The sequence below is a fragment of the Nocardiopsis akebiae genome, assembly GCF_018316795.1.
GTDB lineage: Bacteria > Actinomycetota > Actinomycetes > Streptosporangiales > Streptosporangiaceae > Nocardiopsis > Nocardiopsis dassonvillei.
This window is the reverse complement of record NZ_CP074132.1, coordinates 878,900-902,737: the sequence shown is the minus strand read 5'-3', so window position 1 is coordinate 902,737 and position 23,838 is coordinate 878,900. Positions and strand designations below refer to the sequence as shown.

Annotated in this window: 20 protein-coding genes and 1 CRISPR repeat array; of the genes, 10 read left to right on the top strand and 10 right to left on the bottom strand. The window is 71.7% G+C overall.

From position 1 onward, the window contains the following. Positions 1–164: 164 nt before the first annotated feature. Positions 165–716 (top strand): lytic polysaccharide monooxygenase auxiliary activity family 9 protein, encoded by a 552-nt coding sequence (locus KGD83_RS03870; RefSeq protein ID WP_212642555.1) that lies wholly within the window; start codon positions 165–167, stop codon positions 714–716. Positions 717–895: 179 nt separating this feature from the next. On the opposite strand, the gene KGD83_RS03865 is transcribed toward KGD83_RS03870, so the two are convergent. Together KGD83_RS03865 and KGD83_RS03860 are read right to left on the bottom strand one after the other, a co-directional pair. Further along, the gene (locus KGD83_RS03865; RefSeq protein ID WP_212642554.1) at positions 896–1,804 is read right to left on the bottom strand and encodes a MerR family transcriptional regulator; all 909 of its coding nucleotides are present in this window, start codon (positions 1,802–1,804) and stop codon (positions 896–898) included. Positions 1,805–1,986: 182 nt separating this feature from the next. Beyond that, on the bottom strand, positions 1,987–2,670 hold the full coding sequence (locus tag KGD83_RS03860; protein ID WP_212642553.1) for a TetR/AcrR family transcriptional regulator C-terminal domain-containing protein: 684 nt from the start codon (positions 2,668–2,670) through the stop codon (positions 1,987–1,989). A 39-nt stretch (positions 2,671–2,709) separates the two neighbouring features. On the opposite strand from KGD83_RS03860, the gene KGD83_RS03855 reads away from it, so the two are divergent. Next, positions 2,710–3,603: a CPBP family intramembrane glutamic endopeptidase gene (locus KGD83_RS03855; RefSeq protein ID WP_212642552.1), complete on the top strand. Its 894-nt coding sequence runs from the start codon at positions 2,710–2,712 to the stop codon at positions 3,601–3,603. Between the two features lie 131 nt (positions 3,604–3,734). Here KGD83_RS03855 and KGD83_RS03850 read toward each other — a convergent pair whose 3' ends face one another. Continuing rightward, on the bottom strand, positions 3,735–4,367 hold the full coding sequence (locus KGD83_RS03850) for an FMN-dependent NADH-azoreductase (protein WP_212642551.1): 633 nt from the start codon (positions 4,365–4,367) through the stop codon (positions 3,735–3,737). Between the two features lie 141 nt (positions 4,368–4,508). On the opposite strand from KGD83_RS03850, the gene KGD83_RS03845 reads away from it, so the two are divergent. Further along, entirely contained in the window at positions 4,509–5,123 is a 615-nt protein-coding gene (locus tag KGD83_RS03845; RefSeq protein ID WP_212642550.1) for a TetR/AcrR family transcriptional regulator, read from the top strand. An 11-nt stretch (positions 5,124–5,134) separates the two neighbouring features. Here the strand turns inward: KGD83_RS03845 and KGD83_RS03840 are convergent, their stop codons facing one another. Together KGD83_RS03840 and KGD83_RS03835 are read right to left on the bottom strand one after the other, a co-directional pair. Continuing rightward, positions 5,135–6,232 carry a CPBP family intramembrane glutamic endopeptidase gene (locus tag KGD83_RS03840; protein WP_249352129.1) on the bottom strand — a complete coding sequence of 366 codons (1,098 nt, stop codon included), beginning with the start codon at positions 6,230–6,232 and terminating at the stop codon, positions 5,135–5,137. Between the two features lie 342 nt (positions 6,233–6,574). Continuing rightward, on the bottom strand, positions 6,575–7,462 hold the full coding sequence (locus KGD83_RS03835; protein WP_212642549.1) for a LysR family transcriptional regulator: 888 nt from the start codon (positions 7,460–7,462) through the stop codon (positions 6,575–6,577). Positions 7,463–7,570: 108 nt separating this feature from the next. Here KGD83_RS03835 and KGD83_RS03830 point away from each other — a divergent pair, with 108 nt between their 5' ends. Then, positions 7,571–8,026 carry a PACE efflux transporter gene (locus KGD83_RS03830; protein ID WP_249352127.1) on the top strand — a complete coding sequence of 152 codons (456 nt, stop codon included), beginning with the start codon at positions 7,571–7,573 and terminating at the stop codon, positions 8,024–8,026. 224 nt (positions 8,027–8,250) lie between these two features. Here KGD83_RS03830 and KGD83_RS03825 read toward each other — a convergent pair whose 3' ends face one another. Then, a complete protein-coding gene (locus KGD83_RS03825) occupies positions 8,251–8,847 on the bottom strand; it encodes a TetR/AcrR family transcriptional regulator (protein WP_249352125.1) in 597 nt (198 codons plus the stop codon). 245 nt (positions 8,848–9,092) lie between these two features. Here KGD83_RS03825 and KGD83_RS03820 point away from each other — a divergent pair, with 245 nt between their 5' ends. Next, positions 9,093–9,668, top strand: a complete 576-nt coding sequence (locus KGD83_RS03820; protein WP_212642546.1) for a hypothetical protein — start codon at positions 9,093–9,095, stop codon at positions 9,666–9,668. Between the two features lie 96 nt (positions 9,669–9,764). Here KGD83_RS03820 and KGD83_RS03815 read toward each other — a convergent pair whose 3' ends face one another. Then, a complete protein-coding gene (locus tag KGD83_RS03815; RefSeq protein ID WP_212642545.1) occupies positions 9,765–10,937 on the bottom strand; it encodes a DUF418 domain-containing protein in 1,173 nt (390 codons plus the stop codon). Positions 10,938–11,226: 289 nt separating this feature from the next. Between KGD83_RS03815 and KGD83_RS03810 the strand changes: the two genes are divergently transcribed. Then, entirely contained in the window at positions 11,227–12,258 is a 1,032-nt protein-coding gene (locus tag KGD83_RS03810) for a GntR family transcriptional regulator (protein ID WP_212642544.1), read from the top strand. 329 nt (positions 12,259–12,587) lie between these two features. Next, positions 12,588–13,292, top strand: coding sequence for an AAA family ATPase (locus tag KGD83_RS03805; RefSeq protein ID WP_212642543.1), 705 nt, complete (start codon positions 12,588–12,590; stop codon positions 13,290–13,292). A 105-nt stretch (positions 13,293–13,397) separates the two neighbouring features. Here KGD83_RS03805 and KGD83_RS03800 read toward each other — a convergent pair whose 3' ends face one another. Next, positions 13,398–15,680, bottom strand: a complete 2,283-nt coding sequence (locus tag KGD83_RS03800; protein ID WP_212642542.1) for a S9 family peptidase — start codon at positions 15,678–15,680, stop codon at positions 13,398–13,400. Positions 15,681–16,200: 520 nt separating this feature from the next. Here KGD83_RS03800 and KGD83_RS03795 point away from each other — a divergent pair. The 3 genes from KGD83_RS03795 to KGD83_RS03785 all read left to right on the top strand — a co-directional run bounded on the left by KGD83_RS03795 (position 16,201) and on the right by KGD83_RS03785 (position 17,940). Next, complete coding sequence (locus KGD83_RS03795; RefSeq protein ID WP_212642541.1) at positions 16,201–17,010, top strand: VanZ family protein; 810 nt, start codon at positions 16,201–16,203, stop codon at positions 17,008–17,010. A 358-nt stretch (positions 17,011–17,368) separates the two neighbouring features. Continuing rightward, positions 17,369–17,524 carry a hypothetical protein gene (locus KGD83_RS03790; RefSeq protein WP_212642540.1) on the top strand — a complete coding sequence of 52 codons (156 nt, stop codon included), beginning with the start codon at positions 17,369–17,371 and terminating at the stop codon, positions 17,522–17,524. Between the two features lie 38 nt (positions 17,525–17,562). Next, positions 17,563–17,940 carry a hypothetical protein gene (locus KGD83_RS03785; RefSeq protein WP_212642539.1) on the top strand — a complete coding sequence of 126 codons (378 nt, stop codon included), beginning with the start codon at positions 17,563–17,565 and terminating at the stop codon, positions 17,938–17,940. A 175-nt stretch (positions 17,941–18,115) separates the two neighbouring features. Here the strand turns inward: KGD83_RS03785 and KGD83_RS28435 are convergent, their stop codons facing one another. Then, positions 18,116–18,814, bottom strand: coding sequence for a hypothetical protein (locus tag KGD83_RS28435; protein ID WP_249352123.1), 699 nt, complete (start codon positions 18,812–18,814; stop codon positions 18,116–18,118). A 333-nt stretch (positions 18,815–19,147) separates the two neighbouring features. Further along, a CRISPR array of direct repeats spans positions 19,148–21,130; the repeat unit is 29 nt; unit sequence CGGTCCATCCCCGCGTGCGCGGGGCTCAC. A gap of 142 nt (positions 21,131–21,272) precedes the next feature. After that, positions 21,273–23,837 (bottom strand): OmpA family protein, encoded by a 2,565-nt coding sequence (locus KGD83_RS03775; RefSeq protein ID WP_212642538.1) that lies wholly within the window; start codon positions 23,835–23,837, stop codon positions 21,273–21,275. Position 23,838: the final 1 nt, after the last annotated feature.

Below are 23,838 nucleotides of genomic sequence, written 5' to 3'. Positions count from 1 at the left end.
CGGGCGCCGCGTCCTCAGGGACTCGACGCCCGCGGCCCTCCCCCCGCAGTCGCGAGCGCTCACCTTCGCCCCGGGCAGGTACCGGCCCGGGCCTCCCCCGACGGATTCCCGCTACCGTCCCGGCCCTGCGCGCCGGGACGCGATCCATGACGAAGGACCCGCACATGCTGAACCGCAAGTACGACACCCCCCGCCCCCGCAACCGGCACCGGCTCCGCACCGCGGCGGCGCTGGCCGCCGCCACCACCCTCTTCTTCGGCCTCATGCCCGCGGGCACGGCCAGCGCCCACGGCTACATCTCCAACCCGATGAGCCGCCAGGCCCAGTGCGCCGCGGGCATCGTCCAGTGCGGCGGCATCCAGTGGGAGCCGCAGAGCGTCGAGGGCCCCAAGGGGCTCATGCAGTGCAACGGCGGCGTCGGCCGCTTCGCCGAGCTGAACGACGACAGCCGGGGCTGGCGGGTGACCGACGTCGGCCGCGTCCAGACGTTCGAGTGGACCATCACGGCCGCGCACTCGACCTCCACCTGGGAGTACTTCATCGGCAACCACCGGGTGGCCGTGTTCAACGACCACGGCGCCCGTCCGCCGTGGTCGTTCAGCCACACCGTGGACCTGTCGGGGTACAGCGGACGGCACACGCTGCTGGCCAGGTGGAACGTCGCCGACACCGGTAACGCCTTCTACGCCTGCGTGGACGTCAACATCCGCGCTTAGTGGTCCGACGGCCGGTGGGCCCGCTCGGCCCGGCGGAGGCGGCGCGAACGCCGTGCGATCCGTCGGGCCCGGGCGGGCCGCGTTCCTCGGTCCCGGCGGGCGGCCCAGAACCGGTGGTGGCCCCCGTCCCGGGCCCGATGGCGGGCTCTGCACCCCCGGACCGGCGTCCGGGCCGTGTCTCAGTTGGCGGACCGGTCCCGGACGGACAGCTCCTCGGCCAGTTCCATACAGCGCTGCCGGGCCGGGGAGAAGTCGTAGGGCATCTTGCCGAAGGCTTCGAACGCGCTCATGGAACCCGGTTCCCGCTTGCAGGAACCGGGATCGGCCCCGTCATCGGCGGGAGCGGGGTGCAGAGCGTCCCAGGCGTCGAAGAGGGCGTCGTCCTCCTCCCCCGGGCCCGACTCCTCGATGGCAGCGTGCAGGGCGCTTTCGAAGGCGTGCCGTTCGGCGGCCACCCGGGCCACCCGTGGATCGTCGACGGCGACGCTGTCGTCGAGTGCCTCCTCGGCGTCATTGAGGCGGTCGGACTCCTCCCGCAGAGCGGGATGCGTGGCCAGGGCGATGAAGCGGCCGGCCCGGACGGCCGCGCCGAGCGGGCCGAAGACCCGCTCGGTGACCAGCAGGTCGTCCAGGTCCGCCTGGCGCAGGGAACCCCCGGGCAGGTTCTTGAAACGGTCGGTGACGAAGTCGGAGAGCAGGCCCATCCGGCTGCCCTCGGTGCGCATCCTCCGCACGGCGGTCCGCTGCCGCCGCAGTTCCTCCTCCTGCTCGGCGAGGCTCTCCTCCAACCGCTCCAGGACGCCCGCGATACCGTCCGCACCGTCGGCGTCGGCACCGGCGGTAGCCGTGCCGGTGGTGAAGGAGTCGCGGATGTCGTCCAGGGCGACCCCGGCGTCGGCCATCCTGCGGATCCACAGCAGGCGGATCATGTCCCCGTACCCGTAGCGGCGGCGGCCGTCGGCGCCGCGCTCGGGCTCGGGGAGCAGGCCGATCTCGTGGTAGTGGCGGATCGCCCGTGGCGTGCTGCCGACGAAGGCCGCCGCGTCACCGATCTTGACCCGGCGGGGCGGCGTGAAGGACGAGTGCATGATCAGGGTGGCTTTCCTCAGGGGACCGGGACGTGGGTCCACCAGACCACATGCCGCTACGGAAGGTGCAACCCCGCGCACCCCGCCCCGCGCCGACGCCGGGAAACGCGCCCGGATACGGAGCGCACGACACCTGGGGACGTACCCGGTCCCGGGCCCCGTGACCGTTCGCGGTCACCGCGCTAGGACCCGAGCCGCGCCCTGATGCCCGCCAGGATCAGGTCCAGCGTCTGGTCGAAGTAGGTGTTCTCCACGGCCAGGGCGTCCGCCTCCGAGAACGCGGCGGCGACGGCCTCCTCGTGCTCCTGCTCGCGGTCGGACTTCGTCGCGCGCATGGCGACGGCGGAGGTGGCCGCGCCGAGGATCTGGTTCGACACCGCCCGGATGGCGACCGCCTGCGCCTCCCCGTCCCCGCCGTACTCCCCCAGCGCCTCGATGATGCGCCTCGACAGGGCGACGGCGTTCGGGCCGATCAGCGGTCGGGAGCCCGCGAACTCGGCGGCCCAGGTGTGCGCGGTCAGGGCCGCGTAGAACCGCAGGGCGGTCTCCTTGAGCGCCTCGTCCCAGCGGGCGTCCGGGGACGGCCGCACGGAGGCGGCCCCGGCCAGGATCTCGTCCACGGCCAGGTCCACCAGGTCCTCCCGGCGTTCCACGTACCAGTACAGGCTGGTGGCGTGCACCCCGAGTTCGGCGGCGACCTTGCGCATGGTCAGCGCGGACGCCCCCTCGCGGTCGAGCAGGTCGATCGTCGCGGAGACGATGCGTTCGCGGCTGAGGGCGGGCTGGGACCGGCGTCGGCGCTGCGGGCGGTGGAAGACGCTGTCGAACCGCTGGTCGGATCCTGGAGTTGCCATGTCCGACAGCATACTGGGAATCATACGTTGTAGGTTTCTATCCAACAGTGTATGTTTCTCGGCATGGCTACCGACCACTCCCTCACGAGCCCCCAGACCTGCGCCCCCTCCGAGTCCCACGCCGAGACCCCCGACCAGTCCCGCACGACGGTCACCGACCCCCGCGGCCTCACCGCCTTCCTCGTGATCGCCTTCGCCTTCTCCTGGACCGCCTGGTGGCTCGGCACCCGTCTGCTCGGCGGCGCCGACCCGATGCCCGCCGTGATCGTCGGCAGCTTCGGGCCCATGGTGGCCGCGGCCGTCGTCACCGCGGCCACGCAGGGCCGCAAGGGCGTGGGCGCGCTCTTCCGGCGGCACTCGCTCCGGCGCAGGGGCGGCGTCATGCCCTACGTCATCACCGTGCTGATGGTCCTGGCCCTCGCGGGCTCCGCGGCGCTCCAGGTGTACCTGGGCCAGTCGACCCTGGACGAGGCCCAACTGTGGGCGGCACTGCCGACCCTGCCCGTCCAGTTCCTGGTCATCGCGCTGGTCGGCGGCGGCAACGAGGAGCTGGGCTGGCGCGGGTTCGCGCTGCCCCGCCTCCAGGGCGTGCTCTCCCCGCTGGCCGCGAACGTCCTGCTCGGCGCGGTCTGGGCGATGTGGCACGCTCCCCTGTTCGCCATGCCCGGCACGCTCCAGGCGCAGATGTACTTCCCCGCCTACGCCCTGCTCTGCGTCGGGTTCACGGTGGTCCTCGGCCACGTCTTCAACTCGGCCCGCGGCGGCGTGCTCGCCGCGATCATCACCCACGCCGCGATCAACGTCGTCTCGGGCGTCAAGGCCGTGGCCGTGGGCGACCCGGCGAGCGCGCCCGAGGTCGCCATGGTCGCCCTGCTCGCGGTGCTCCTCGCGGTCTGCACCCGCGGCCGCCTGGGACTGCGCCGTTGCGACAGCGCCCGGGGTTAGCGCCGACGGGAGTCCCAGCACACCTCAGGAACCCGGACGAACGCCGCCCGGGGCCGCCGAGAACACGGATCACGTGGTCGGCGGCCCCGGGCGGGCTCGGCGTTCGGGCCGTCGGCGGCCGGGCGGGGCCGTCAGCGCGCGGCGAGCGCCCGGCCGGCCTCTTCGGCGCTGGCCAGGGCCCGGTCGTGCTCCTGCTGGGCGAGGTCCTTGAGGGCCTCCATGCCCGGCGTGGTCGCGGCCAGGGTGAGTTCGCGCTTGATGAGGGTCAGGTCGGCCTGCCAGATGTCGCCGACGACGCGCTCCAGGTAGGGGGTGGAGTGGTCCCAGCCCTCGCGGGGGGTGCCGGGACCGTAGCCGCCGCCCAGGGTGGTGGCCAGCACGGTGGGGGTGCCCTTCAGCAGCGGGTTGGCGGGGCCCGCGCCCGCGATGACCAGGTCGGCCCAGGCCTTGAAGTGCTGGGAGACGCCGAAGTTGTACAGCGGCACGGCCAGGACCACCGCGTCGGCCTCCTGGAGTTCGGCGGCCAGTTCGGCCGCCAGGGCCAGGGCCCGGACCTGTTCGGGGGTGCGGTCGGCCTCGTCCGCGCCGGAGCCGATGGTGGCCAGGGCCCAGGCGTCGGCGGGCAGCGGGTCGGCGCCCAGGTGGCGGCGGTTGACGGCGCCCTGCGGGTGGGCGGCGGTCCATTCGGCCTCGACCCGGTCTGCGATCTCGGCGCTGCTGGAGACGGTCGGCAGGATGCTGGCGTCCAGACGGAACAGGTTCATCGGGCTCTTCCCCCAAGGGTGTTCGGGTTCGCGGTATGCGGAGCACGGCCACACGGCCGGACGGTCCAGCTGTCCGGGTGACCCTCGCACCACTATAAACGGACTTTACCCCGCTTAGTGTTCCCGGGGTAGGTTGTCCGTGTGACTTCGCCCCTGGTGCCCTTCGGGAAGGAGCGCGGCGAACGCGCGGACGCCGCGCGCAACCGCGAGCGCCTGCTGGAAACAGCCCGCGCGATGATCGCCGAACACGGAACACGGCAGGTGACCATGGACGGCCTCGCCGAACGCGCGGGGCTGGGCAAGGGCACCGTCTTCCGCCGCTTCGGCAGCCGCGCGGGCATCTTCGTGGCCCTGCTCGAAGACGCCGAGCGCCGCTTCCAGGAACAGGTGCTGTCCGGACCGCCGCCGCTGGGGCCGGGCGCCGACCCGGCCGAGCGCCTGATCGCCTACGGGTGCGCCCGCATCCCCTTCCTGCTGGAACACCACGCGATCGCCCGGGCCGCCGTGGACCGCTCCCTGCCGGTACCGGCGGGCGCGGCCGGTATGACCCAGCCCCACATCCGCATGCTCCTGGGCCTGGCCGGTCTGCCCGCGGACCGGCGCTACGGCCTCTCCGTACAGCTGACCGCCGCCTTGGAGGGCCCCCTGGTGCTGTACATGTCGACGGACGAGGTCGCAGCCCCTCCCGAGCCGGACGCCCCCAACCCCCTGATCGACGGCTGGCGGTTCCTCGTCGAACGCCTCCTCGGGGACTGACCGGCCGCTCCTCACCTCACGGTCGGGACCCGCCCGGGCCGTGCGTCCGGCTGGACCCGGGCGGACCGCGCGTCCGGGCGGGTTCGGAAGGGCCCGGGAGTCAGGGCCGGTCCCGTCCGACGCGTACGCAGGAACACCACGAGCGCGATCACGACGGCGGTGACGGCGGGCACGAGCATGATGGGCGACCCGGTGCCCGCCGACCGGTCCAGGACGGAGGCGCCGAGGTCGACCTGCAAGACGATGCAGATGAGGAAGGTGAGCGTGTTGAGCAACCCGTGGATGACGATCGCGATCTCGATCCCGCCGGTGCGCCAGGTGATGACGGCCAGGCTGAGGGAGAGCAGGAAGTACCAGATGTTGATCCACGGGTCACCCGCGCCGTGGATGGTCGTGAACAGCAGACTGGAGACGACGACGGCGAGGACCAGTCCCACCCGCGGGCCACGGCTCCAGCTCCCGGCGACCTGGAAGGCCAGCCCGCGCAGGCCGTACTCCTCACCGGCCGCCTGGAGGGGGACAAGCAGCAGGGTGAGGACGAACATGGCGACCAGGTCGGCGAGGGGCCAGTCCTTCTGAACGGGGGGCGTCCAGACGTTCATGACGGTGACGGCGATCAGCCAGAAGGGGCCGATGAACAGCAGAGCCCGGCCGAGCACTCCGAATCGCAAACGCGAGAGCACCGAGTGCAGGGAGGCCCCCCTGACTCCGTAGAGCCACCGCTGGATGAGCATGCTCAACGGGATGAGCATGGCGAGTCCGAGCATGCCCGAGGCGTGGTACACCGGCGTGTAGTCGGTGCCGCCCGCCGCCGGGTTGGTCCTGCCCATCTGCCCGTCCACGAACGCGGAGGCCTCGGCGAAGGCGTAGCTGATGGCGAACAGCCCCACGAGCAGGAGCCCGATCGCGAGGACGCCGCGCAGGACGCGGCGCTTGTCCCCGGCGAGCACCCGGTGGTACTCCACCCCCGGCGGGACGGGACGCGGGCCCCGACGGCGCGAACGGTGCCCGGACGGACCGGCTGACGGGTCCGCGTCCGGAGCGGGAAGGAAGGCGCCGGTCGGCGGATGGGCCGACCAGGCGGGGTGACGGTCGTCGTTGGAGTTCATGCTCCGAACCTAGGCCGGAGCAGAGCCGTGACGGAGTGCCACCGGTCACGGGTTTTCCGCGCACTCCGCACGGGACGGGCATGACGGATGTCATGCGCCGACGGAGTCCGGCGGCACGGGCGGGTGACCAGTTCCGGGTAGAGGGCGGCGATATCGGGGTGTGTGCGCCCAGCCCCGCTGGGTGTGCCGGACTCGGCGCTGATCAGACCTGCCGAGGCCCACTGGACGTAGTACTCGGCCATGAGGCCGCTCGGGAGTCCGCGGGATCGGTGAAGTACTCCCCGACACGCGCTGGAAGCGGTTCCTGTTCCCGCTGCCGATGCCGGGCCCTGCTCCGGCCGGTCAGCGGTGGTCGCGGCTCATCAGCGCGACGACTTCCCCCGCGGCCCGGCGTAGCGGCCTCCTGCGCAGCCACATCAGGTGCACCGGCATCGCCAACCCGTTCTTGAGGTTGACGAACTCCAGCACCCTCACCTTTCCGGCCGCGACCGCGCCCCGCACCTCCCCCAAGGGGAGGTTGGCCCATCCCGCGCCGCGCTCCACGAGCCCCAGCGCGGCCTCCACCGAGTCCACGTGCCACCGGGCGTCGGAGACCAGGAGCCGACGATCGGCGACCGCGTCTTCGGGACCGGCGACCACGATCTGGCGGCTGGCGCCGAGGTCCTCCAGGCGCCGCAGGTCGGCGGGCAGGCCGGGGGTGTCCGCGGTGGCCGAGACCACCGCCACGAAGACCTCGTCGGTCACGTTGGTGAAGACCTCCTCCCGGTCGACGTCCGGGGCCGCGGCCAGCAGCGCCAGGTCGGCCCGCTCCCGGTGCAGCATCTCCCGGACCCCGTCCTGGGGCGCCCGGAGCAGGTTCACGCGCAGCAGGGGGTAGCGGCCGCCGACCCGGGCCAGGGCGTCCAGCAGGTCCCGGTCCGGCACTCCGGCGGCCACGGCGACGGTGAGCGTGCTCTCCAGGTCCCGCGACAGCTCCACGGCGTGGACCTGCAGCAGCCGCAGCCTGCTGGCGACGGACCGCGCGTGGGGCACCAGTGCCAGGGCCCGCGGGGTGGGCACCGCCTCGCGGCGCGACCGGTCGAACAGGGGGTAGCCGAGTTCGGCCTCGATGTTGGCGACGCCCATGCTCACGGCGGAGGGCACCCGGCGCAGCGCGCGGGCCGCGCCGGAGAAGGAGCCGTGGTCGACCACGGCCAGGAACAGCTCGATGCCGTCACTGGAGAGAGCCATACAATTGTCAGCTTTTCTGAAGGGACCTGACTTTTCTGTTCAGTAGCCCTGAATATAACGTCTTCCCCCGTTGACCGACGGAACGGGAGTGTGTGTGCTGTGCAAGGTGTGAAGCGCAAGCTGGTCTACGTGGGCGGATACGAGATTCTGGGGCTCGTGGTGGGCACCGCGGTGATGACGCTGTTGACGGGCGAGTCACCGGCCACCACCGGGCCCCTGGCGCTCATGATCACCTGCGTGGCGACGGTGTGGAACCTGGTCTTCAACTACCTGTTCGAGGCGTGGGAGCGGCGCCAGCGCGACCGCACGCGCACCGTGCGCCGGCGCGTCCTGCACGCGGTGGGCTTCCAGCTGACCCTGGTGTGCTTCCTGATCCCGCTCATCGCGTGGTGGCTGGAGATCACGCTGTTGCAGGCGTTCGTGCTGGACCTGGTGTTCATCGTCTACATCCCGTTCTACACCTTCGCCTACAACTGGGCGTTCGACAGGATCTTCGGCGTTCCCAGCTCGGCGGTGAACGAGGTCGGGCAGGAGGAGCCGGTCGGTTCCGGGCGTTCCGTCTGAGGCGCGCGCCGTCGAACGCGCGCCCTCGGGACCCGTACCGGTGGCCTCCGCCCGGCGGGCCGCCCGGGCCGGTGCGGCCCCCGACCGCGCGGCGCGGTTCGGCGTTTGAGCGACCGGACCGGAGCGGGCGGCTCCTCGGCAGGGCGAGCTGCCGCCCGCACGCTCGACGTCTCCGGCCGCGGCCGTTCGACGTCACGGCCCGACCGCGGACCGCAGAACGCGGCCTAGCCGACCGGCCCCGCGGAACCGGACGCGCCGCCGGTCACGCCGACACCGGTGACCGCGCGGCCGCTGCGCAGGAAGGAGTCGGCCACGGCCGCCGGCTCGTCGAGGTATCCGGCGACCATCGCGCCGTCGCGGAGCAGCATCAGGTCGTCGGCGACGTCGCCCGCCTCCCTGTGGCCCAGCGGCGCGGCGAGCCGTTCGAAGGCCCCCCTGCACCAGCGGCGGTGCGCGTCGACCGTCCGCCGCACGGGGCTGTCCGGGTCGGGGTACTCGGCGGCGGCGTTGATGAACGGGCAGCCGCGGAACCCGGGCGCGCAGGCCATGATCCCGACCTGTTCCGCGATGAGCCCCAACGTCGCGCCCACGTCGCCTTCGCCGCGTGCGATGGCCGCGTCGATCCCCTCGCGTTCGAGCGCGGCGCGGCGTTCGAGGTAGGCGACGATGAGGTCGTCCTTGCTCTTGAAGTGGCGGTAGAAGGTCACCTTCGTCGTGGCGGCGCCGTCGATGACCTTGTCGACGCTCACCGCGCGCAGGCCGTGCGCGTAGAACAGCTCGGTCGCCGCCTCCAGCAGGCGTTCACGCATGGGATTGGCCATGGGCGGAATCATATGAGCTCCTCCGCGGGCTTGTGGACCGGCGCCCCTGCGCCTACACTCGCCACTAAGTAGAGTTACTAGTCATTCTACCTAGGGAGCCGTTCCCGTATCCGACCGCGCGCCCCGCCCGGGACCAGCCGCTCCATGGCCGGACTCCGCGACCGCGCACGGTGGGGACACGAGCGACGCACCCGGACCGGACACCGGCCCCGGACCAGCGGGCCCACTCAGCGAAAGAGCACCCCATGACCACCGCCACCAGCGCCAGCACCGACAGCACCGACAGGATCGGCGTCGCCCGCGGACTGCGGAACCTGTACTACGTCCGCTTCGGGTTCGCCGTCGTCTGGGCGGCACTGCTCGCCCTGACCGCCTCCTCGCTCACGCCCGTCAGCATCGCCCTGCTGGTGCTCTACCCGCTATTCGACCTCGCCGCCGCCGTGGTCGACTTCCGCAGGTCCGCAGCGGCGCGGCCGACCGCGGGACTGTACGCCAACATGGCGCTGAGCCTGCTCACCGCCGTCGGCCTGGGCGTCGCCGTCACCTCCGGCTCCTCGGCCGTGCTGGCCGTGTGGGGCGTGTGGGCGATCACCGCCGGGGCCGTGCAGCTCATCGTCGCCCTCATCCGCTACAGGCTCGGCGGCCAGTGGGCGATGATCCTCAGCGGCGTCATCTCCACGTTCGCCGGAGCGGCGTTCCTCATGCAGAGCGGCGCCCCGGACGCCCCGCTGACCGGCCTCGCCGGTTACGCCACCCTGGGCGGGATCTTCTTCCTGATCTCCGCGATCCGCCTGCACCGCGTCGCCAAGAAGGCCGTCTGACATGACGGCCGCCGCCTCCGGAGCAGTCAGCACCGCTGCGGGGCCGGTCGGGGGAAGGAATCCGCCGACCGGCCCCGCCCGGGAGGACCGGACGGTTCAACGCGAGGGCCCGTAGGCGAGGCGGCGCAGCGCCACCTCGGCGGGCCCGCGCACGCCCCGGCGGCGCATGAGGTCGGCGAGCAGCACCGTGGCCAGCCACACGGCCACCGCGACGCCCGCGCCGACGGCGGGCGACGTCATGTGCAGGTCGAGCGTGTAGGAGGAGAACAGCACGGCCCAGGCCACGGACTGGGCCAGGTAGAAGGTCATGGAGCGCTGTCCGAGCGCGGCCAGGGCGTCGGTCACCGGCCCCTGCCGGCCCGTGAGGCGGACCGCGACCAGGGCGATGAGCGCGGCGTAGCCCAGCGCGCCCGCGTAGCCGCTCACCTGGTGCAGCGCGGTGGCGGCGACGACCTCCCCGGTGGTCGCGCCGGTCCACACCTCCGCCTTGTCCAGGGCCATGGGGAGGCCGCCCAGCGCCGCCAGGGGGATGCCCGCGAACGCGGTCGCGCGCAGCAGCCGCAGGTGCTCGTGGGGCCGCTCCAGGATCCGGTGCCGGGCCGCCAGGACACCGATCAGGAACGGGACGAGCGTGCTGGCGAACATCACCACGGCCAGGACCGAGAACAGGGTCACCCGGAAGAGGAGTTCGTCCGCGAACCCGTCGGGCATCAGCGGCATGCCCTGTCCCGTCACGGTGTCCTCGGCGGCGATCAGGGCGTGCACGGCCGCGGCCACGGGCAGCCAGGCCGCAGCCAGGACCACCAGGGTCCGGTCGCGCAACCTCAGGACGCCCACCAGGGCCAGCGTCACCAGGCCGTAGACGGCCAGGATGTCCGCGGGGAAGAGCAGCACCGTGTGCGCCAGTCCGAAGGCGACCATCCACAGGCCGCGTCGGCGCAGCAGGCCGCGGGTCCGGGGCCAGCCCTGCCCCTGTTCGCCTCGGCGGCGGTGGATCCGGGCCAGGCCGTACCCGAACAGGGCCGCGAACATGGGGTAGCTGCGCAGGTCGACGAACATGACCGTGGCGGCGGTGGTGAGCTGGTCGGCGGGGTTGGGAGCGCCCTGCGGGCCGCCGATGAACACGGTGAACAGGTGCGTGTGGGCGAGCGCGATGAACAGCAGCATGACGCCGCGGGCCAGGTCCGGGGCCAGGGAGCGGCGGTCGAGCGGGAGCGGGTGGTCGGGGGCCGGAGCCGTGCGGGGCTCTGGGGTGGACGTGTGGGACATGGTGGCCTCCGAAAGGGCCGTGGGCTCCGATGGACGGCGTACGCACCGAGGCGCCCACCGGGGCGCACACCGGAGCGACGCGCTGCGCGTACAACGTATACACAGCACACTCCTTGCCGCAAACCCTTGAAGGTGGGACTTCGAGGCCAACAGCACTAGTGCACATGCCTAGTGCGCCAGGAATCGAAAGGAGTTCCCCCGGGCCGCCTCAGCGCCTTCGACGAGGCAGCCCGAGCCCCACCGTGCACTAGTACACTCGGGAACAGCGTGACAGGAGCGGAAGGGGTCCGTGGTGTCCACGACCGGAAAAAGGGAACTGCCGCCCTACGCGCGGGTCGTCACCGACATCCGCGCGCGCATCGGCTCCGGCGAGCTGCGACCGGGCGAACGGGTGCCCTCCACCCGGGAGATCATGCGCGAGTGGGGGGTGGCCATGGCCACCGCCACCAAGGCGCTGGCGGCCCTGCGCCAGGAGGGCCTGGTCGAGGCGGTGCGCGGAGTGGGCACCCTCGTGCGCGGCGCACCCGCCTCCGCACCGGAGCCGCAGAAGCCCCAGCGGCAGCGGGAACACCCGCGTCCGGCGCGGTCGGAAGACCCGGGAAGCCATCGTCCGGCCGCCGAGACCGGCAGCCTCGCCCGGGAAGCCATCGTCCGGGCCGCGATCACCATCGCCGACGCCGAGGGGATCGACGGCCTGTCCATGCGCAGGGTCGCCACCCAACTGGGAGTGAGCACCATGGCCCTGTACCGCCACGTCGCGAACAAGGACGCCCTGGTGACGGCGATGATCGACCAGGTCTACACCGAGCACGCCCTGCCCGATCCGCCGCCCGCCGACTGGCGCGAGGCACTCGAACTGGCGCTGCTGGCGGAGTGGGGCGTCTACCGGGCGCACCCCTGGACCGTCCAGCTGACCCCGCTCGCCGGAGCGGTCCAGTCGCCCGGGCTGGTGCAGAACGCCGAGTGGATGATGCGGGTGATCACCAGCCAGGGGCGCTCACCGGACGAGGCCATGGCGATCCTCACCTTCGTGTCCGCCTACACCTCCGGCATGGCCCTCCAGGGCACGCGCGCGGTGGTGGAGGGGTACGAGGCCGGGATGGACGCCGAGCACTGGTGGAGGTCCAGGGGCGAGGAGTTCCTGCGGATCGCCGAGCAGGGCAGGTTCCCCCTGACGTTCAGCGTCTCGGGGCCGACCGACGTGAACGCGATCTTCGGCCTCGGCATGAAACACCTGCTGGACGGGCTCACGCCGCTGATCGAATCGGGAGGCCGACCCCCGGACGGGGGGCTTGCGGGCCCGACGGGCACAACCCGGTGAGCCCGCGAAGCGGTCCCGACGGGCGTCCCGCGAGCGCCACGGGGTACACCTGAAAACGGGGGGATTCCTACCTGTGCGACACCGTGGACGACCGCTTCCGCCCGGCACGCGGCGGCAACCCGGCCGACGAGGGGAACCGGAGGCGTTCCGAGGCGGCGGCATCACTACAATCACCACCGGTTCCACAACGCGATCGGCGGCCCTCCCGCCTTCCGCGGCACCAACCTCTCAGATCAGCAGACGCACAGCAGCGCCATGACGTCGGTGACGCGGCCGCTGCGCAGCCGTACCCCACCGGCGCCCAGGTCGGCTTTGAGGAGCTACCGAAGATGTCCCAGGGTCTGGTGCGGTACGCACCCTCGGTGAACGACGCGAGGGTGCGCGGGGCGGTCTACCCCCGGCGTTCCCTGGTGGTGGTCACCGGGGTTCCCGGGGCCGGGAAGAGCACCCTGCTGCGGCGGCTGTTCGGTCTGCGCGGGGACGAGGACCGGACCGTGGTCGCCGCCGACGGTGTGCGGGTGATCGACTCGCTCCAGTCGCGCTACCGGCTCGGGGCGCTGCTCGGCCGCGTCCCCTACCCGCTGTGGCGCTGGGTGGTGCACGTACTGCACCTGGCCCGGGTGGCCGTGGCGCTGAGCGGCGGCCCCGTGGTGGTGCACGAGTGCGGCACCCGGCGCTCGGTCCGCGTACTGCTCGCCCTGCTCTGCCGACTGCGCCGGTACGAGGTCCACGTTCTGATGATCGACGCCACCCCGCAGGAGGCCCGGAGCGGGCAGGCCGCCCGGGGACGGCGGGTGACCGCGCGCAGCCACCGGACGCACTCGCGGCGCTGGCGGCGGCTGCTCGCGGCCACCCGGCGCGGGCCGGAGGCGTTCGCGCCGGGCGCGCGCAGCCTGCTCGCACTCGACCGGCGCCGGGCTCGGGAGCTGGCCTGGATACGCTTCGGTTCCGGCCCGGACGCCCTCGGCGCCCTGCGCACCGCGGAGGAACCACCACCCGCCCGGATCGAACGCGTGATGTCCGGTACCCCGTGACCCCGGCCGGTCTGCGCCGCCGACCGGCCCGCCCCCGGGCAGCGGTCCGCTGCCCGGGAGCGGTCCCGAACCCGCTGCGACTCGGGGGACCCTACCGCCGCGTCCTCAGGACGGGACGACGGCCCACTCCGGCATCGGCGGGAGCGGAGCGATGCGGTAGCGCGGGGGCTCGGTGCCGTGCAGGTGGCGCACCAGGTAGTCCCAGGTCCGCCGCGTGACGTAGTGGTAGCGGCCGATGAGGCTGTGGTCGACGCCGGGCACGAGGAGCATGTCGACGTCGGCGTCGGCGTCGATGAGCGCGTCGACCAGGCGCAGGCTCTGGTAGTGCAGCACGTTGTCGTCGAGCTCGCCGTCGATCAGCAGGAGCTTGCCGCGCAGGTTGTCGGCCAGGTGCGTGTTGACCATGGCCCGGCGGTTCTCCGTGCTCGGCTCGCCGCAGAACTGTTCGGTCCAGAACGGCAGGTAGACCGAGAAGTCGTGGGCTCCGGTCCGCGCGACGCCCACGGTGTAGAACTCCGGATGGGTGAGCAGGGCACGGGCCGTGGCGAAACCGCCCCCCGAATCGCCGGTCATGGCCACTCGGCCGGTGTCCAACCAGGGGTGGCGGCGCCCCAGCTCGCGGATGGCGGCGACGTGGTCGGCCAGCGCCGCCGACATGCCCAGGTCCCCCGTGTAGGAGTGGTCCAGGAACGCCTTGCCGCGCAGCGGGGTGCCCCGGCCGTCGATCGCGACCACGGCGAACCCGAGCGCGGCCAGCGCCTCGGGCTCGCCGGTGAACAGGTTCCCGAACGCCGGCGACGCCCGGTGCGTGTTGGGTCCGGGGTAGCAGTGGTCGACGACGGGGTAGCGCCCGGCCGGGTCGAAGCCGTGCGGGCGCCACAGCACGCCGTGGATCGGAGTGCGCCCGTCGGCGGCGAGGACGCGGAACCGCTCGGGCGGGCTCCAGCCCGCCGCTCGGAGCGGAGCGGTGTCCGGGGCTTCGAGTTCGACCAGGGTCAGCCCGTCGCCGTCGAGCACCCGTGCCCGCGGCGGCGTGGCCACGTCCGAGGCCCGGTCGAGGAGGTAGCCGCCCTGCGCAGGGCTGACCGCGTCGTGGTCGAGGTCGTCGTCGGTGAGCCGCTCGAACCCGCTGCCGTCGAGGCCCACGCGGCAGATCTGTCGCACGTAGGGGTCGTCGGCGTGGAGTCCGCAGGCGACGAACCACACCTGGCGGCGGTCCTCGTCGACCCACAGCACCCGGTGGACAAGCCACGGTCCCTCGGTGACCCGCTCGACCCGGCCGCCGTCGGCGGAGTAGAGGTAGAGGTGGCCCCAACCGTCGCGCTGGGACCACCACAGGATCTCCCCGGAGTCCAGCACACGTGTCACCGGAGGGAGGTGGAGGTAGGGCGAGGGGTCGACCCGGGTGCGGTCGGTCTCGGTGACCAGCGTCGTCCGCGCCCCGGTGAGCGGGTCGAGACGGCGCAGTTCCAGGGTGCGCCCGTCCCTCGACTGGTGCAGGACGTGGATCGCGCTGCCCCGCTGCCCCGTCCACCACCGTCGCGTCAGGTTGTGGACCGAGAGGACCTCCGGGGCGCCCTGTTCGCCGACGACCTGCCGGGTACCGACGTCGAGCACGCGCCACGACACCGTCGCCTGGGCCTCGTCGTCGGGCATGGGGTAGCGGATGCGGTGTGCCACCGGCCGCCCGCCCCCGGGCGGGGACGACTCAACCAGCACCTGTTCGGGCAGCCCCCTCTGGTCGATCCGGTGGGTGAGCAGCCGGGTGGAGTCCGGCGACCACTCGGCCACGAGCGGCGCGTCCAAGCCCTGCAGGGGCAGCGACACCTTCGTGGCGGCGTCGGGCAGGCCGCCGTAGTCCCAGTCCGGTTCCGCGTCCTCGGTGAGCGCGAACTCCTGCCCGCCGTCGCGGCTGCGCACCCACACGTCGCCCCCGCGGCGGAACGCCACCCACGCCCCGTCCGGTGAGGCGACCTCGCCCGGCCCCGCGGGGTGGTCGTTCTCGATCCGGGTACAGGACGAGGCGCGGTCCGACCACTCCCACCGGGTGTCGAACGCCGAGAAGCGGATCGCGTCGGCGCCGCCGCCCGGGGGCTCGAAGTCGAGGGACGCCAGCGGCAGGGCATCGGCCTCGACCGCGTGTCCGGAGCCCTGTGACAGCGCCGCCGCCAGACGTTCGTGGTCGAACGCGTCGCGTCTGGTGGCCGCCGCCGGATCGACCACGATGTGCCGTGTCCCCGAGCGGTACCAGAACCGGGTGCCGTCGCTCGACCACTGCGGTGCGACGGCGGCCTGCGGTATGAGGCGGGCTCTGTGCGGCGCGAGCATCTGCTCGGCGCGGGCGTAGTCGGCGGCGTCGAGGCGTGTTCGTTCAGCCGGATCGTTCACGGGGAGGCCTTCCGCTCGTGGTGCTTGGCGCCGCCCACTCAACAGTGTGACGTCGCGTCGGACTCAAGGGACGGGTGCCCGACACCTTGTCGAGGCCCGCTTCTCCCGGAGCCGCTGCGAGGGGCTAGGTGACCCGGGAGTAGCTTCGTAGGCGGTCCGAGGTCACTGACGCCGTCACCGACCCCGCGTTAACGCGCACCAGCCCACCGAGGACGAGTACGAACCGGACCGCCCCTCCTGGACACCGGTCGTCGGCCCGAGCGGGGGTTCCTAGGGGCGGACCGAGTACACCGGTAAAGGACGACGGAGGTCCTCCGGCGCGGTCCGAGGTCGTCCGCCAAGCCTCGGGAGTCGTCCGACATGGCCGGTGACCACCCGGCGGAGGTCGCCGACACGGCGGGACGAGGCATCGACCGGGTCCGCGAGGAGGACCGGCGCTCATGGTCCTTCCTGGCCCGCACCGGTCTGGAGCTTCACTCGCCGCCCCCACACAACCAACGAAAGACTCGGCAGGAAAGAAATGTGGACCGTTCTCCTCCATGTCAATCCGACCACCGTGGCGGTTTCGGTCTTTCTCATCGCGATCTGTTCGTTCCTCATCTCCCTCTCCCTCGCCCGGGGGAAAGGAGAGGCGCGCTCGAAGGTGCGCGCCCTGACCGCAGTGGCGACCTGCTTGTATCTGTTCGTCCTCGCGGCGCCGATCCTGCACTGGACCCAGATAAACACTGCCGACCGCAGCGTCGAATGGAATCCCCTTTCTTCTTTTCATGAGATTCAACAGAAGTCCATTCCGGAGGAGACGTATGCTTCGATCCTGAGCAACGGACAAAGCGCCTTCTACAGTCCGCATGAGCTCACAGAAGAAGAAAGACAAGCAGAACTGCGATTCCAGCCTCACGATTTTTTCCTTCACGAGGAAAGCGACGGAACTATCACCGTGACAGACCAAGCAGGCGGAGAGGTCTCGGGAGTGGATGAAACCCTTGTCCTCCGGGAGATGGCGGACGGCATCGCCACCACTGGCCAGCCCCTGGAATATGCAGGGCTGATCGTCGAGGAAAAGGTCATGAACCTTCTCCTCTTCATTCCCATCGGGGTTCTGGCCTTCCACGCTTTCACGTCCTGGGCGGCTCGGGCGTTCTTCGGCCCCGGGCTTTCCGTGACCATCGAGTGCGCCCAGTGGGCCTTGGCCGCGGGAAGAAGCGCCGACGTCGCGGACGTCCTGGTCAACACCACGGGTGCTTTTGTCGGCGTGCTGCTTGCCACTCTCACAATGGCTGCGGCACGGAAGTGGGCAGGAGCCGGGCCACGCACGCTCACCAGCAGATAGGACAGTGTCGGTACCCTCGCGTCCGGCGCGGGCCGTCCGGGACCAGCCGATGAGATGGTGTCGATCGCGGCGTCCGGGCAGCCGAAGGCCGGGACGGTAGGTGCACCGTATTCGGTCGGCTCCACCGCCAGCCCCCGGTAGACCCTGCCCGTGGTCCGCTCGAAGCCCCCGAGCTCCGAGTCTTCGCCAACGGGACCATGCAGTCAACGTCCAGGCCGCACGCTTCAATGCGGAAACGCTGGACTGTTTCTCCTTTTCCGGATTGTCTTGTCCATCCCCCGCCTTCGGACCTTCAGGCAGGGCACCATAGGGTTTCAGAGCGTGGCAGACCATCATGTCCCCAGCGGAAAGGATCCGCGTGTCCGACGACCAGAGTTCTGCGCCCCTCGCATCAAAGAGAGCGCTGCTCCTCATCAGTGCCGTCGGCCTGACCGCACTCACGGCAGGTAGCGCATTCGGTGTCATCGTTGCTTCCGACTATGCCGTTTTCTCTTCCGTCGAGGAGCGGGGATGACCCAGCAGCCCGTGTAGGCGTCCATCGAATATCCGGCCGTGTGCCAGGGTTGCGGCGGACGACTGGAGTGCCAGGGCGTCCAGGTCCTGGTGGGCGGATCCCTGCGGTGGGACGTCGAATGCGCGTGCCGGGCCTGTGGTTCCTCGTTCACGGCCTGCGGCGGTGCTCTCCCCGACGAACTGCGGGATCGGATTCTCGACGAGCACGGCCCGGTGAAGCTTCTCGTGGACCCGTCAGCTGGAAACGTCGCGATCATGCGTGTGCTGCGGGCCGAGTTCGGCATCGGCCTCACCGATGCCAGAGCCGTGCTCGACCGGGTACTGGCCGGTGACTACTCGGGAACCCTTCCGGAGGTGGAGCTCCTGGTCCGGAGGCTACGTGCGGCGGGGGTCGAGGCCGCGTCCGCCCGGTGTTAGGGACGTCGCGTGCGCGGAGTCCGGAGCGGGCCGGGTGACGGTCAACAGGTGTCCGGTGGGGAACCGGCGCACGGCGTCGGTGTATGACTCCGCCGCCGGTTCCACGCACCCTGTGGACGATCCCCCGGACACGACGAACGGCCCCTTCGCTTCCGGCCCGGACGCCCGCGGTCCCCTACGCACTGCGGAAGAACCACCACCCGCCCAGATCGAACGCGTGATGTCCGGTACCCCGTGACCCCGGCCGGTCGGCTTCGCCTCCGCGTGCCCGGAGCCCGGAGAGGGCCGAATGGCGGTCAACAGGTGTCCGGTGGGGAACCGGCGCACGGCGTCGGTATACGACTCCGCCACCGGTTCCGCGCACCCTGTGGACGATCCCCTGGACACGACGAACGGTGCCGGAACGCGCCAGGGCCGACCTGAGACCGAGCCAGCTCACGCCCCGCCCGGAACCTCCCAACGGGACCACCGCGGCCAGCTCGCCCTTCCGCGCACGCTCGGGGATGGACACCACGCGGTATCCGGCCTGCCCGAACCACTTGCCGCACGCGAAGTGCTCCCCCTCCCACCGCGACCGCGTCCCGAGCGCCTCGGCCAGGCGCACGACCTGGTCCTGCTGGTGACCGTCGCATCCCTCGGGGAAGTAGGTGATCTCCACGCGGGTCATCTCCCCCACCGGCAACTGCGGGTGGGCTTCCAGGTAGGCCACCAGCGCCCGCAGGTCGGTCAGCAACATCTGACGCTCCCGCTGGCCCGCCACCGGCACCACGGGCTCCTTCGTCCGACGGCAGCGGCCCTGGCCATGACCCGCCTTCGCGGAGCACCAGCGCTCGCCGCCCCGGCACCAGCCGTTGTCCTCGTCCCACGCCCACATGGGTACGCCCCTTCCTCGGATGAAGTCCCCTTCACCCTCCAAAGAAGCCACCCGCACCCACCGGGTTGGACACCCGAGCGGTGAGAACCTCTCGCCCCCAGCCCTCCCCCGCCCCGGTGAAGAAGTAGCAAGACGCTATAAGTCGGGGCGTCAGAACGAACACCCTGCACCCACTCTGACCTGCCCTGTCAGTGCCTTCCACCCTGTTCGCACGCTTAGACGAACACCCTGGCGAACAGGCTCGACCAAGAAAGCAGGCGAATTCCGTACCGCCATTTGACCTCCGCATGGCGGTACTCACAACACCTGAAGGTCGCTCCGGCGACTGGACAGCGGTCCATCCCCGCGTGCGCGGGGCTCACGCCACAGGTCGGTGTACAGGATGAAGTGATGCAGGTCCATCCCCGCGTGCGCGGGGCTCACACCGCCTGCGTTCCCTGCTGCCCGCGGGCCACCCGGTCCATCCCCGCGTGCGCGGGGCTCACAACGTGTTCCCCTCGTCCGCCTCGTCCTGGAGCGGTCCATCCCCGCGTGCGCGGGGCTCACATATTTTCGTAGGACCCTTGTGCTACGGAGTTCGGTCCATCCCCGCGTGCGCGGGGCTCACGTCGAGGCCGACGTTGTAGCCGTAGTAGGAGCCGGTCCATCCCCGCGTGCGCGGGGCTCACACGTACAGGCGGGACGGGCACGATCCGACGTGCGGTCCATCCCCGCGTGCGCGGGGCTCACTCCGCCACCAGCGAGTCCGTCTACGTGTGCGCCGGTCCATCCCCGCGTGCGCGGGGCTCACCACCGGGGGCACCTCCGGGAATGGCGCGGACCCCGGTCCATCCCCGCGTGCGCGGGGCTCACCAGGCCGGAGGCGGCGCCGGGGTCCCATCCGTCGGTCCATCCCCGCGTGCGCGGGGCTCACGGGCTCTTACCGCCCCGCCGCCGGATCTCCTCCGGTCCATCCCCGCGTGCGCGGGGCTCACCGGGGACTGCGGGAACTCCACGATCGGGAGCCCGGTCCATCCCCGCGTGCGCGGGGCTCACCACCAGGTCCCCGTCGGTGCGGGCCTGGAGGGCGGTCCATCCCCGCGTGCGCGGGGCTCACGCCTACGAGATCGACACCGGCCGCCTGGTGTACGGTCCATCCCCGCGTGCGCGGGGCTCACCAAAGGAAGGGCGCCGGATCAGATCCGGCGCCCGGTCCATCCCCGCGTGCGCGGGGCTCACGTAACGCCGACGATGAGCGCGGTCTTCGCGATCGGTCCATCCCCGCGTGCGCGGGGCTCACACCCACGCCTGGTTGATCCGGCAGAGGCCAGGCGGTCCATCCCCGCGTGCGCGGGGCTCACCTGGTCTGGCACACCATCGTCAGTGAAGACTGCGGTCCATCCCCGCGTGCGCGGGGCTCACGAGCTGTCCGGCGTGGGGGCCGCCGACGATCTCGGTCCATCCCCGCGTGCGCGGGGCTCACGCGCGCATGGCCGGGTCGGTGATGGCGGTGACCGGTCCATCCCCGCGTGCGCGGGGCTCACTGGGTGTATGGGGACCCCGGCAGCGGCAAGTCCGGTCCATCCCCGCGTGCGCGGGGCTCACCGCGACCGGCTGGCGTCCGGCCTGCGCCGTCCGGGTCCATCCCCGCGTGCGCGGGGCTCACCCCAGGACGCGGACGCCGGTCGGCGCCCTCAGCGGTCCATCCCCGCGTGCGCGGGGCTCACCCCAGGACGCGGACGCCGGTCGGCGCCCTCAGCGGTCCATCCCCGCGTGCGCGGGGCTCACTCATGCACCCTCCTCGGGCCCGTGAGCGGCGACGGTCCATCCCCGCGTGCGCGGGGCTCACCGACACCAGGACGCCCCAACTATTAAGGAATCCGGTCCATCCCCGCGTGCGCGGGGCTCACGAACACGGAGGCGTAGTCGTACATGTCCCCTCCGGTCCATCCCCGCGTGCGCGGGGCTCACTGGTACTCGCGGGCAGCTGGGGCGTCGGTGTGCGGTCCATCCCCGCGTGCGCGGGGCTCACGGGGGTGGTGGGGGTTTCAGCGGTGACGGTCAGGGTCCATCCCCGCGTGCGCGGGGCTCACTTGACGACGCGCCCGTCGAGGCGGTCCGCGGCCGGTCCATCCCCGCGTGCGCGGGGCTCACGCCACCACGTCGGTGCTGATGGTCTTCTTCGTCGGTCCATCCCCGCGTGCGCGGGGCTCACGACCACTCCATCGCCCGCCGGCCTTTCGTCGCCGGTCCATCCCCGCGTGCGCGGGGCTCACGGCAGCGCTCCGACCGCGCCGCCGCGCGCGAACGGTCCATCCCCGCGTGCGCGGGGCTCACGCTTAACGACCTGCGAAAACGCAGGCCGTTATCTCCTCGCAATCTATGCGGAGAGCTTGTTTAAAACCTCTCCGACGCCCGTTCCGCGTCCATACTCACACAGTCGGCGCCCAGCTCCACCAGCATCCCAGCCAACGCAACCTCAACGGCCGAGTAGCTCCTGAAAGAGCTTGCTCGTGGTGACACTGGGGCGAGCACGCATGGCCTTGAGCCGCTCGCTGAGCTCCTGGTAGGCACGCTCGACCGCGTCCAACCGTCCCAAAGCCGCCTGGGTCCGCATGACCTCCTGGTAGACGGCCTCGTTCAGGCCGTCGGACTCCCTCGCCCGCTCCAGCCAGACCAGCCCCTGCTCCGGCCCCTCACTGGCCTTGGCCAGGCTGACGAAGCAGTCGGCAGCGGCCCGACGGTAGGCCTGGCGCTTCTCCTCGATCCAGGGCAACTCCACCTCGGACAGCAGCTCGTGCGTGTACTCCGCCGCCGCGATCCGCAGATATGCCAGACGCTGGTCTGCGTCCCGGGTCGCGCTCGCGGCCTTGAGCGCGGCGTCGAAGCACCACACGTCCACGTCAACGGCTTCGCGGAGAATCCGGTACCGGCCCGAGGTGACCTCCAGGATCTCGGCCTCGCCGTCCCCCAGCGCCTCGCGGATCACGCGGCGCGCGTCGCTGGACGCGGTGTTGCGAAGGCCTCGGGCCTTGCTCTCAGAGGAGTGGGAGAACAGGGCATCGGTGAGCGCCTCGGTGCCCATCCCGTCCGGGTGGAGCGCTAGGAGGGCGAGCATACGGCGTGTGGCACCGCGCATGCGCGCCCCGATATCGGCGTCGTCCAGCACGATCCTGGGTTGAGGTCCGAAGAGGCGCAGCCGCAGCCGCGGCTTCACCGGTTCCTCCCCTTCCTCCCCCTCCTCGGAAAGTTCGGGTTCCTCCACGGCCGGGGAGCAGGAAGCGTCCTCCTCTTCTCCCTCAGTCTCCTCAGCTACCGGCAGCCCTTCTGTGTCAGTGCCGAGACACACCGAGAAAGCAGCCGCGTCCATGTGCAACAGGTGAAGGCCGTCGTACACGGTGGTCCCGGCCCCGTCCGCGTCGGTGACCTCCACCGTGTCGAGGGCGTCGCAGCGGACCGTGGGCGAGGGCCATCCCTCCCCCAGAACCAGGACCACGGTGCCGCTGTCGGTCGAACCCCTGGTCACCATGTCCAGCCGACCACTGGCCCACCCCTCCTCGGAGGGCTCCACCACGAGCAGCGTCCACGAGGGAGCGTCAGCGGCTTCCTCCTCGTCCTCCAGGCGCACGGCGCTGATGTAGGCCAGTTCGGTCTCGGTGATCGCCGACGCGGTGTCCGGACACACCACCAGACCGGGGACGTCCGCGTCTTCCGGCGCTCCCGCCCGCGCAAGGACGTCCTGGGTGGTGATGACCGTGGTGTGCTCGTCCGCCAGGGCGCGGCCGATGACGGAGGCGCACACTTCCGCCCCGTGGGTTCCGGTCACGCTGAGCCCGTCGCGTGCGCTGACAGCCAGGTCGTCGGCGACCCTCAGATATCCCCCTGCCGAGACCAGTTCCGTACCGGCGCTCCGGAGGACCTCGACGCCGGAAACCTCCTCGGGCTCAGGCTCAGGTTCGGCCGACTCCCCGCCCGCCAGCGGATCGGCCTCACCCCGACGTACCCCACGGCGTCGAGGTGCGGTGAGCCGTCCGCCGACCGCTCCGACGACCGCGCCCGCCGCGGCTCCGACGAGCATGCTCGTACCGGAGAACCCCGCGTCCTCCCCTTCGCCGGATGTGAGCGCGCTGTCAGCCAGGTCGTCCGCCGCTTCGCTCTCGCGGCCCCTGCTCTCGGAGTCCCTACTCTCGTGCTCGCTGCTTTCGCGACCCCTCTCCTGTTCCTGTTCCGGGGGCGGGCTCGGCTCCCGTTCGCTCTGTTCCGCCGGGCTGTCAGCAGCCGCGCGGGGCTGGGTGGTCAGCGTGTACGCGATTTCCGCGCGCCGGTCCGCGGCCTGGCCCAGATCGGGATGGTTGCGCGGCTGCTCGGAACCCGCGCCTTCGGTCGTGATGGTCCACCCCTCCCCCAGCCGTTCGGCCAGGAAGGCGGCGACGGACTCGGCCCGGCGTTCGGACAGCGCGCGGTTGTACGCGTCGGGGCCGTTCGTGTCGGTGTGCCCGGTGACGGTGACCGGTTTCCCCGGGTCTCCGAAGAGCTGGAGGAGTTCGACGGTGGGCAGCAGTTCCTCCGTCATGGTGGTTGTGAGCTGGGCGGAGTCGGTCCCGAAGCCCGCCAGCGTCCGGGTGCGTCCCAGCGTGTGCGCCGGTTCCTCGCCGCGCGCGTCCTGTTCGCCGGTTGTCAGCGCGCTGTCAGCGGGTGCTACCGAGGCGACGGCGGGCGCGGACACGGCGACGGAGGTTCCCGCGACCCCGGTCGCCGCCAGGCGCAGCAGTCCGATGCTGGGCATCTGCCCGCGCAGGAGGGCCGCCGTGTCCAGGAGCACCAGCCCGGCGAAGGTGCCCCACAGCGTCCAGAGCAGCACGAGTGTCAGTGCCTGGAGGACCACGGTGGGCGGCGTCGCGCTGATCAGTGTCAGCCACAGGTGGTCCCAGGACATCCCGTCGAGCTGCGTGGGCCACTGCCAGCGCTGGAGCAGGACGGGCGGTGCGATCAGCAGAGTGAGTGTGATCGCGCAGGCCAGAGCCTTGCGAACCGGGTAGTGCATG

Coding starts and splice junctions, on each gene's coding strand:
- KGD83_RS03870 (WP_212642555.1), top strand. CDS start 165: ATGCTGAACCGCAAGTACGACACCCCCCGCCCCCGCAACCGGCACCGG.
- KGD83_RS03865 (WP_212642554.1), bottom strand. CDS start 1,804: ATGCACTCGTCCTTCACGCCGCCCCGCCGGGTCAAGATCGGTGACGCG.
- KGD83_RS03860 (WP_212642553.1), bottom strand. CDS start 2,670: ATGCTGTCGGACATGGCAACTCCAGGATCCGACCAGCGGTTCGACAGC.
- KGD83_RS03855 (WP_212642552.1), top strand. CDS start 2,710: ATGTTTCTCGGCATGGCTACCGACCACTCCCTCACGAGCCCCCAGACC.
- KGD83_RS03850 (WP_212642551.1), bottom strand. CDS start 4,367: ATGAACCTGTTCCGTCTGGACGCCAGCATCCTGCCGACCGTCTCCAGC.
- KGD83_RS03840 (WP_249352129.1), bottom strand. CDS start 6,232: ATGAACTCCAACGACGACCGTCACCCCGCCTGGTCGGCCCATCCGCCG.
- KGD83_RS03835 (WP_212642549.1), bottom strand. CDS start 7,462: ATGGCTCTCTCCAGTGACGGCATCGAGCTGTTCCTGGCCGTGGTCGAC.
- KGD83_RS03825 (WP_249352125.1), bottom strand. CDS start 8,847: ATGGCCAATCCCATGCGTGAACGCCTGCTGGAGGCGGCGACCGAGCTG.
- KGD83_RS03820 (WP_212642546.1), top strand. CDS start 9,093: ATGACCACCGCCACCAGCGCCAGCACCGACAGCACCGACAGGATCGGC.
- KGD83_RS03815 (WP_212642545.1), bottom strand. CDS start 10,937: ATGTCCCACACGTCCACCCCAGAGCCCCGCACGGCTCCGGCCCCCGAC.
- KGD83_RS03805 (WP_212642543.1), top strand. CDS start 12,588: ATGTCCCAGGGTCTGGTGCGGTACGCACCCTCGGTGAACGACGCGAGG.
- KGD83_RS03795 (WP_212642541.1), top strand. CDS start 16,201: ATGTGGACCGTTCTCCTCCATGTCAATCCGACCACCGTGGCGGTTTCG.
- KGD83_RS28435 (WP_249352123.1), bottom strand. CDS start 18,814: ATGTGGGCGTGGGACGAGGACAACGGCTGGTGCCGGGGCGGCGAGCGC.
- KGD83_RS03775 (WP_212642538.1), bottom strand. CDS start 23,837: ATGCACTACCCGGTTCGCAAGGCTCTGGCCTGCGCGATCACACTCACT.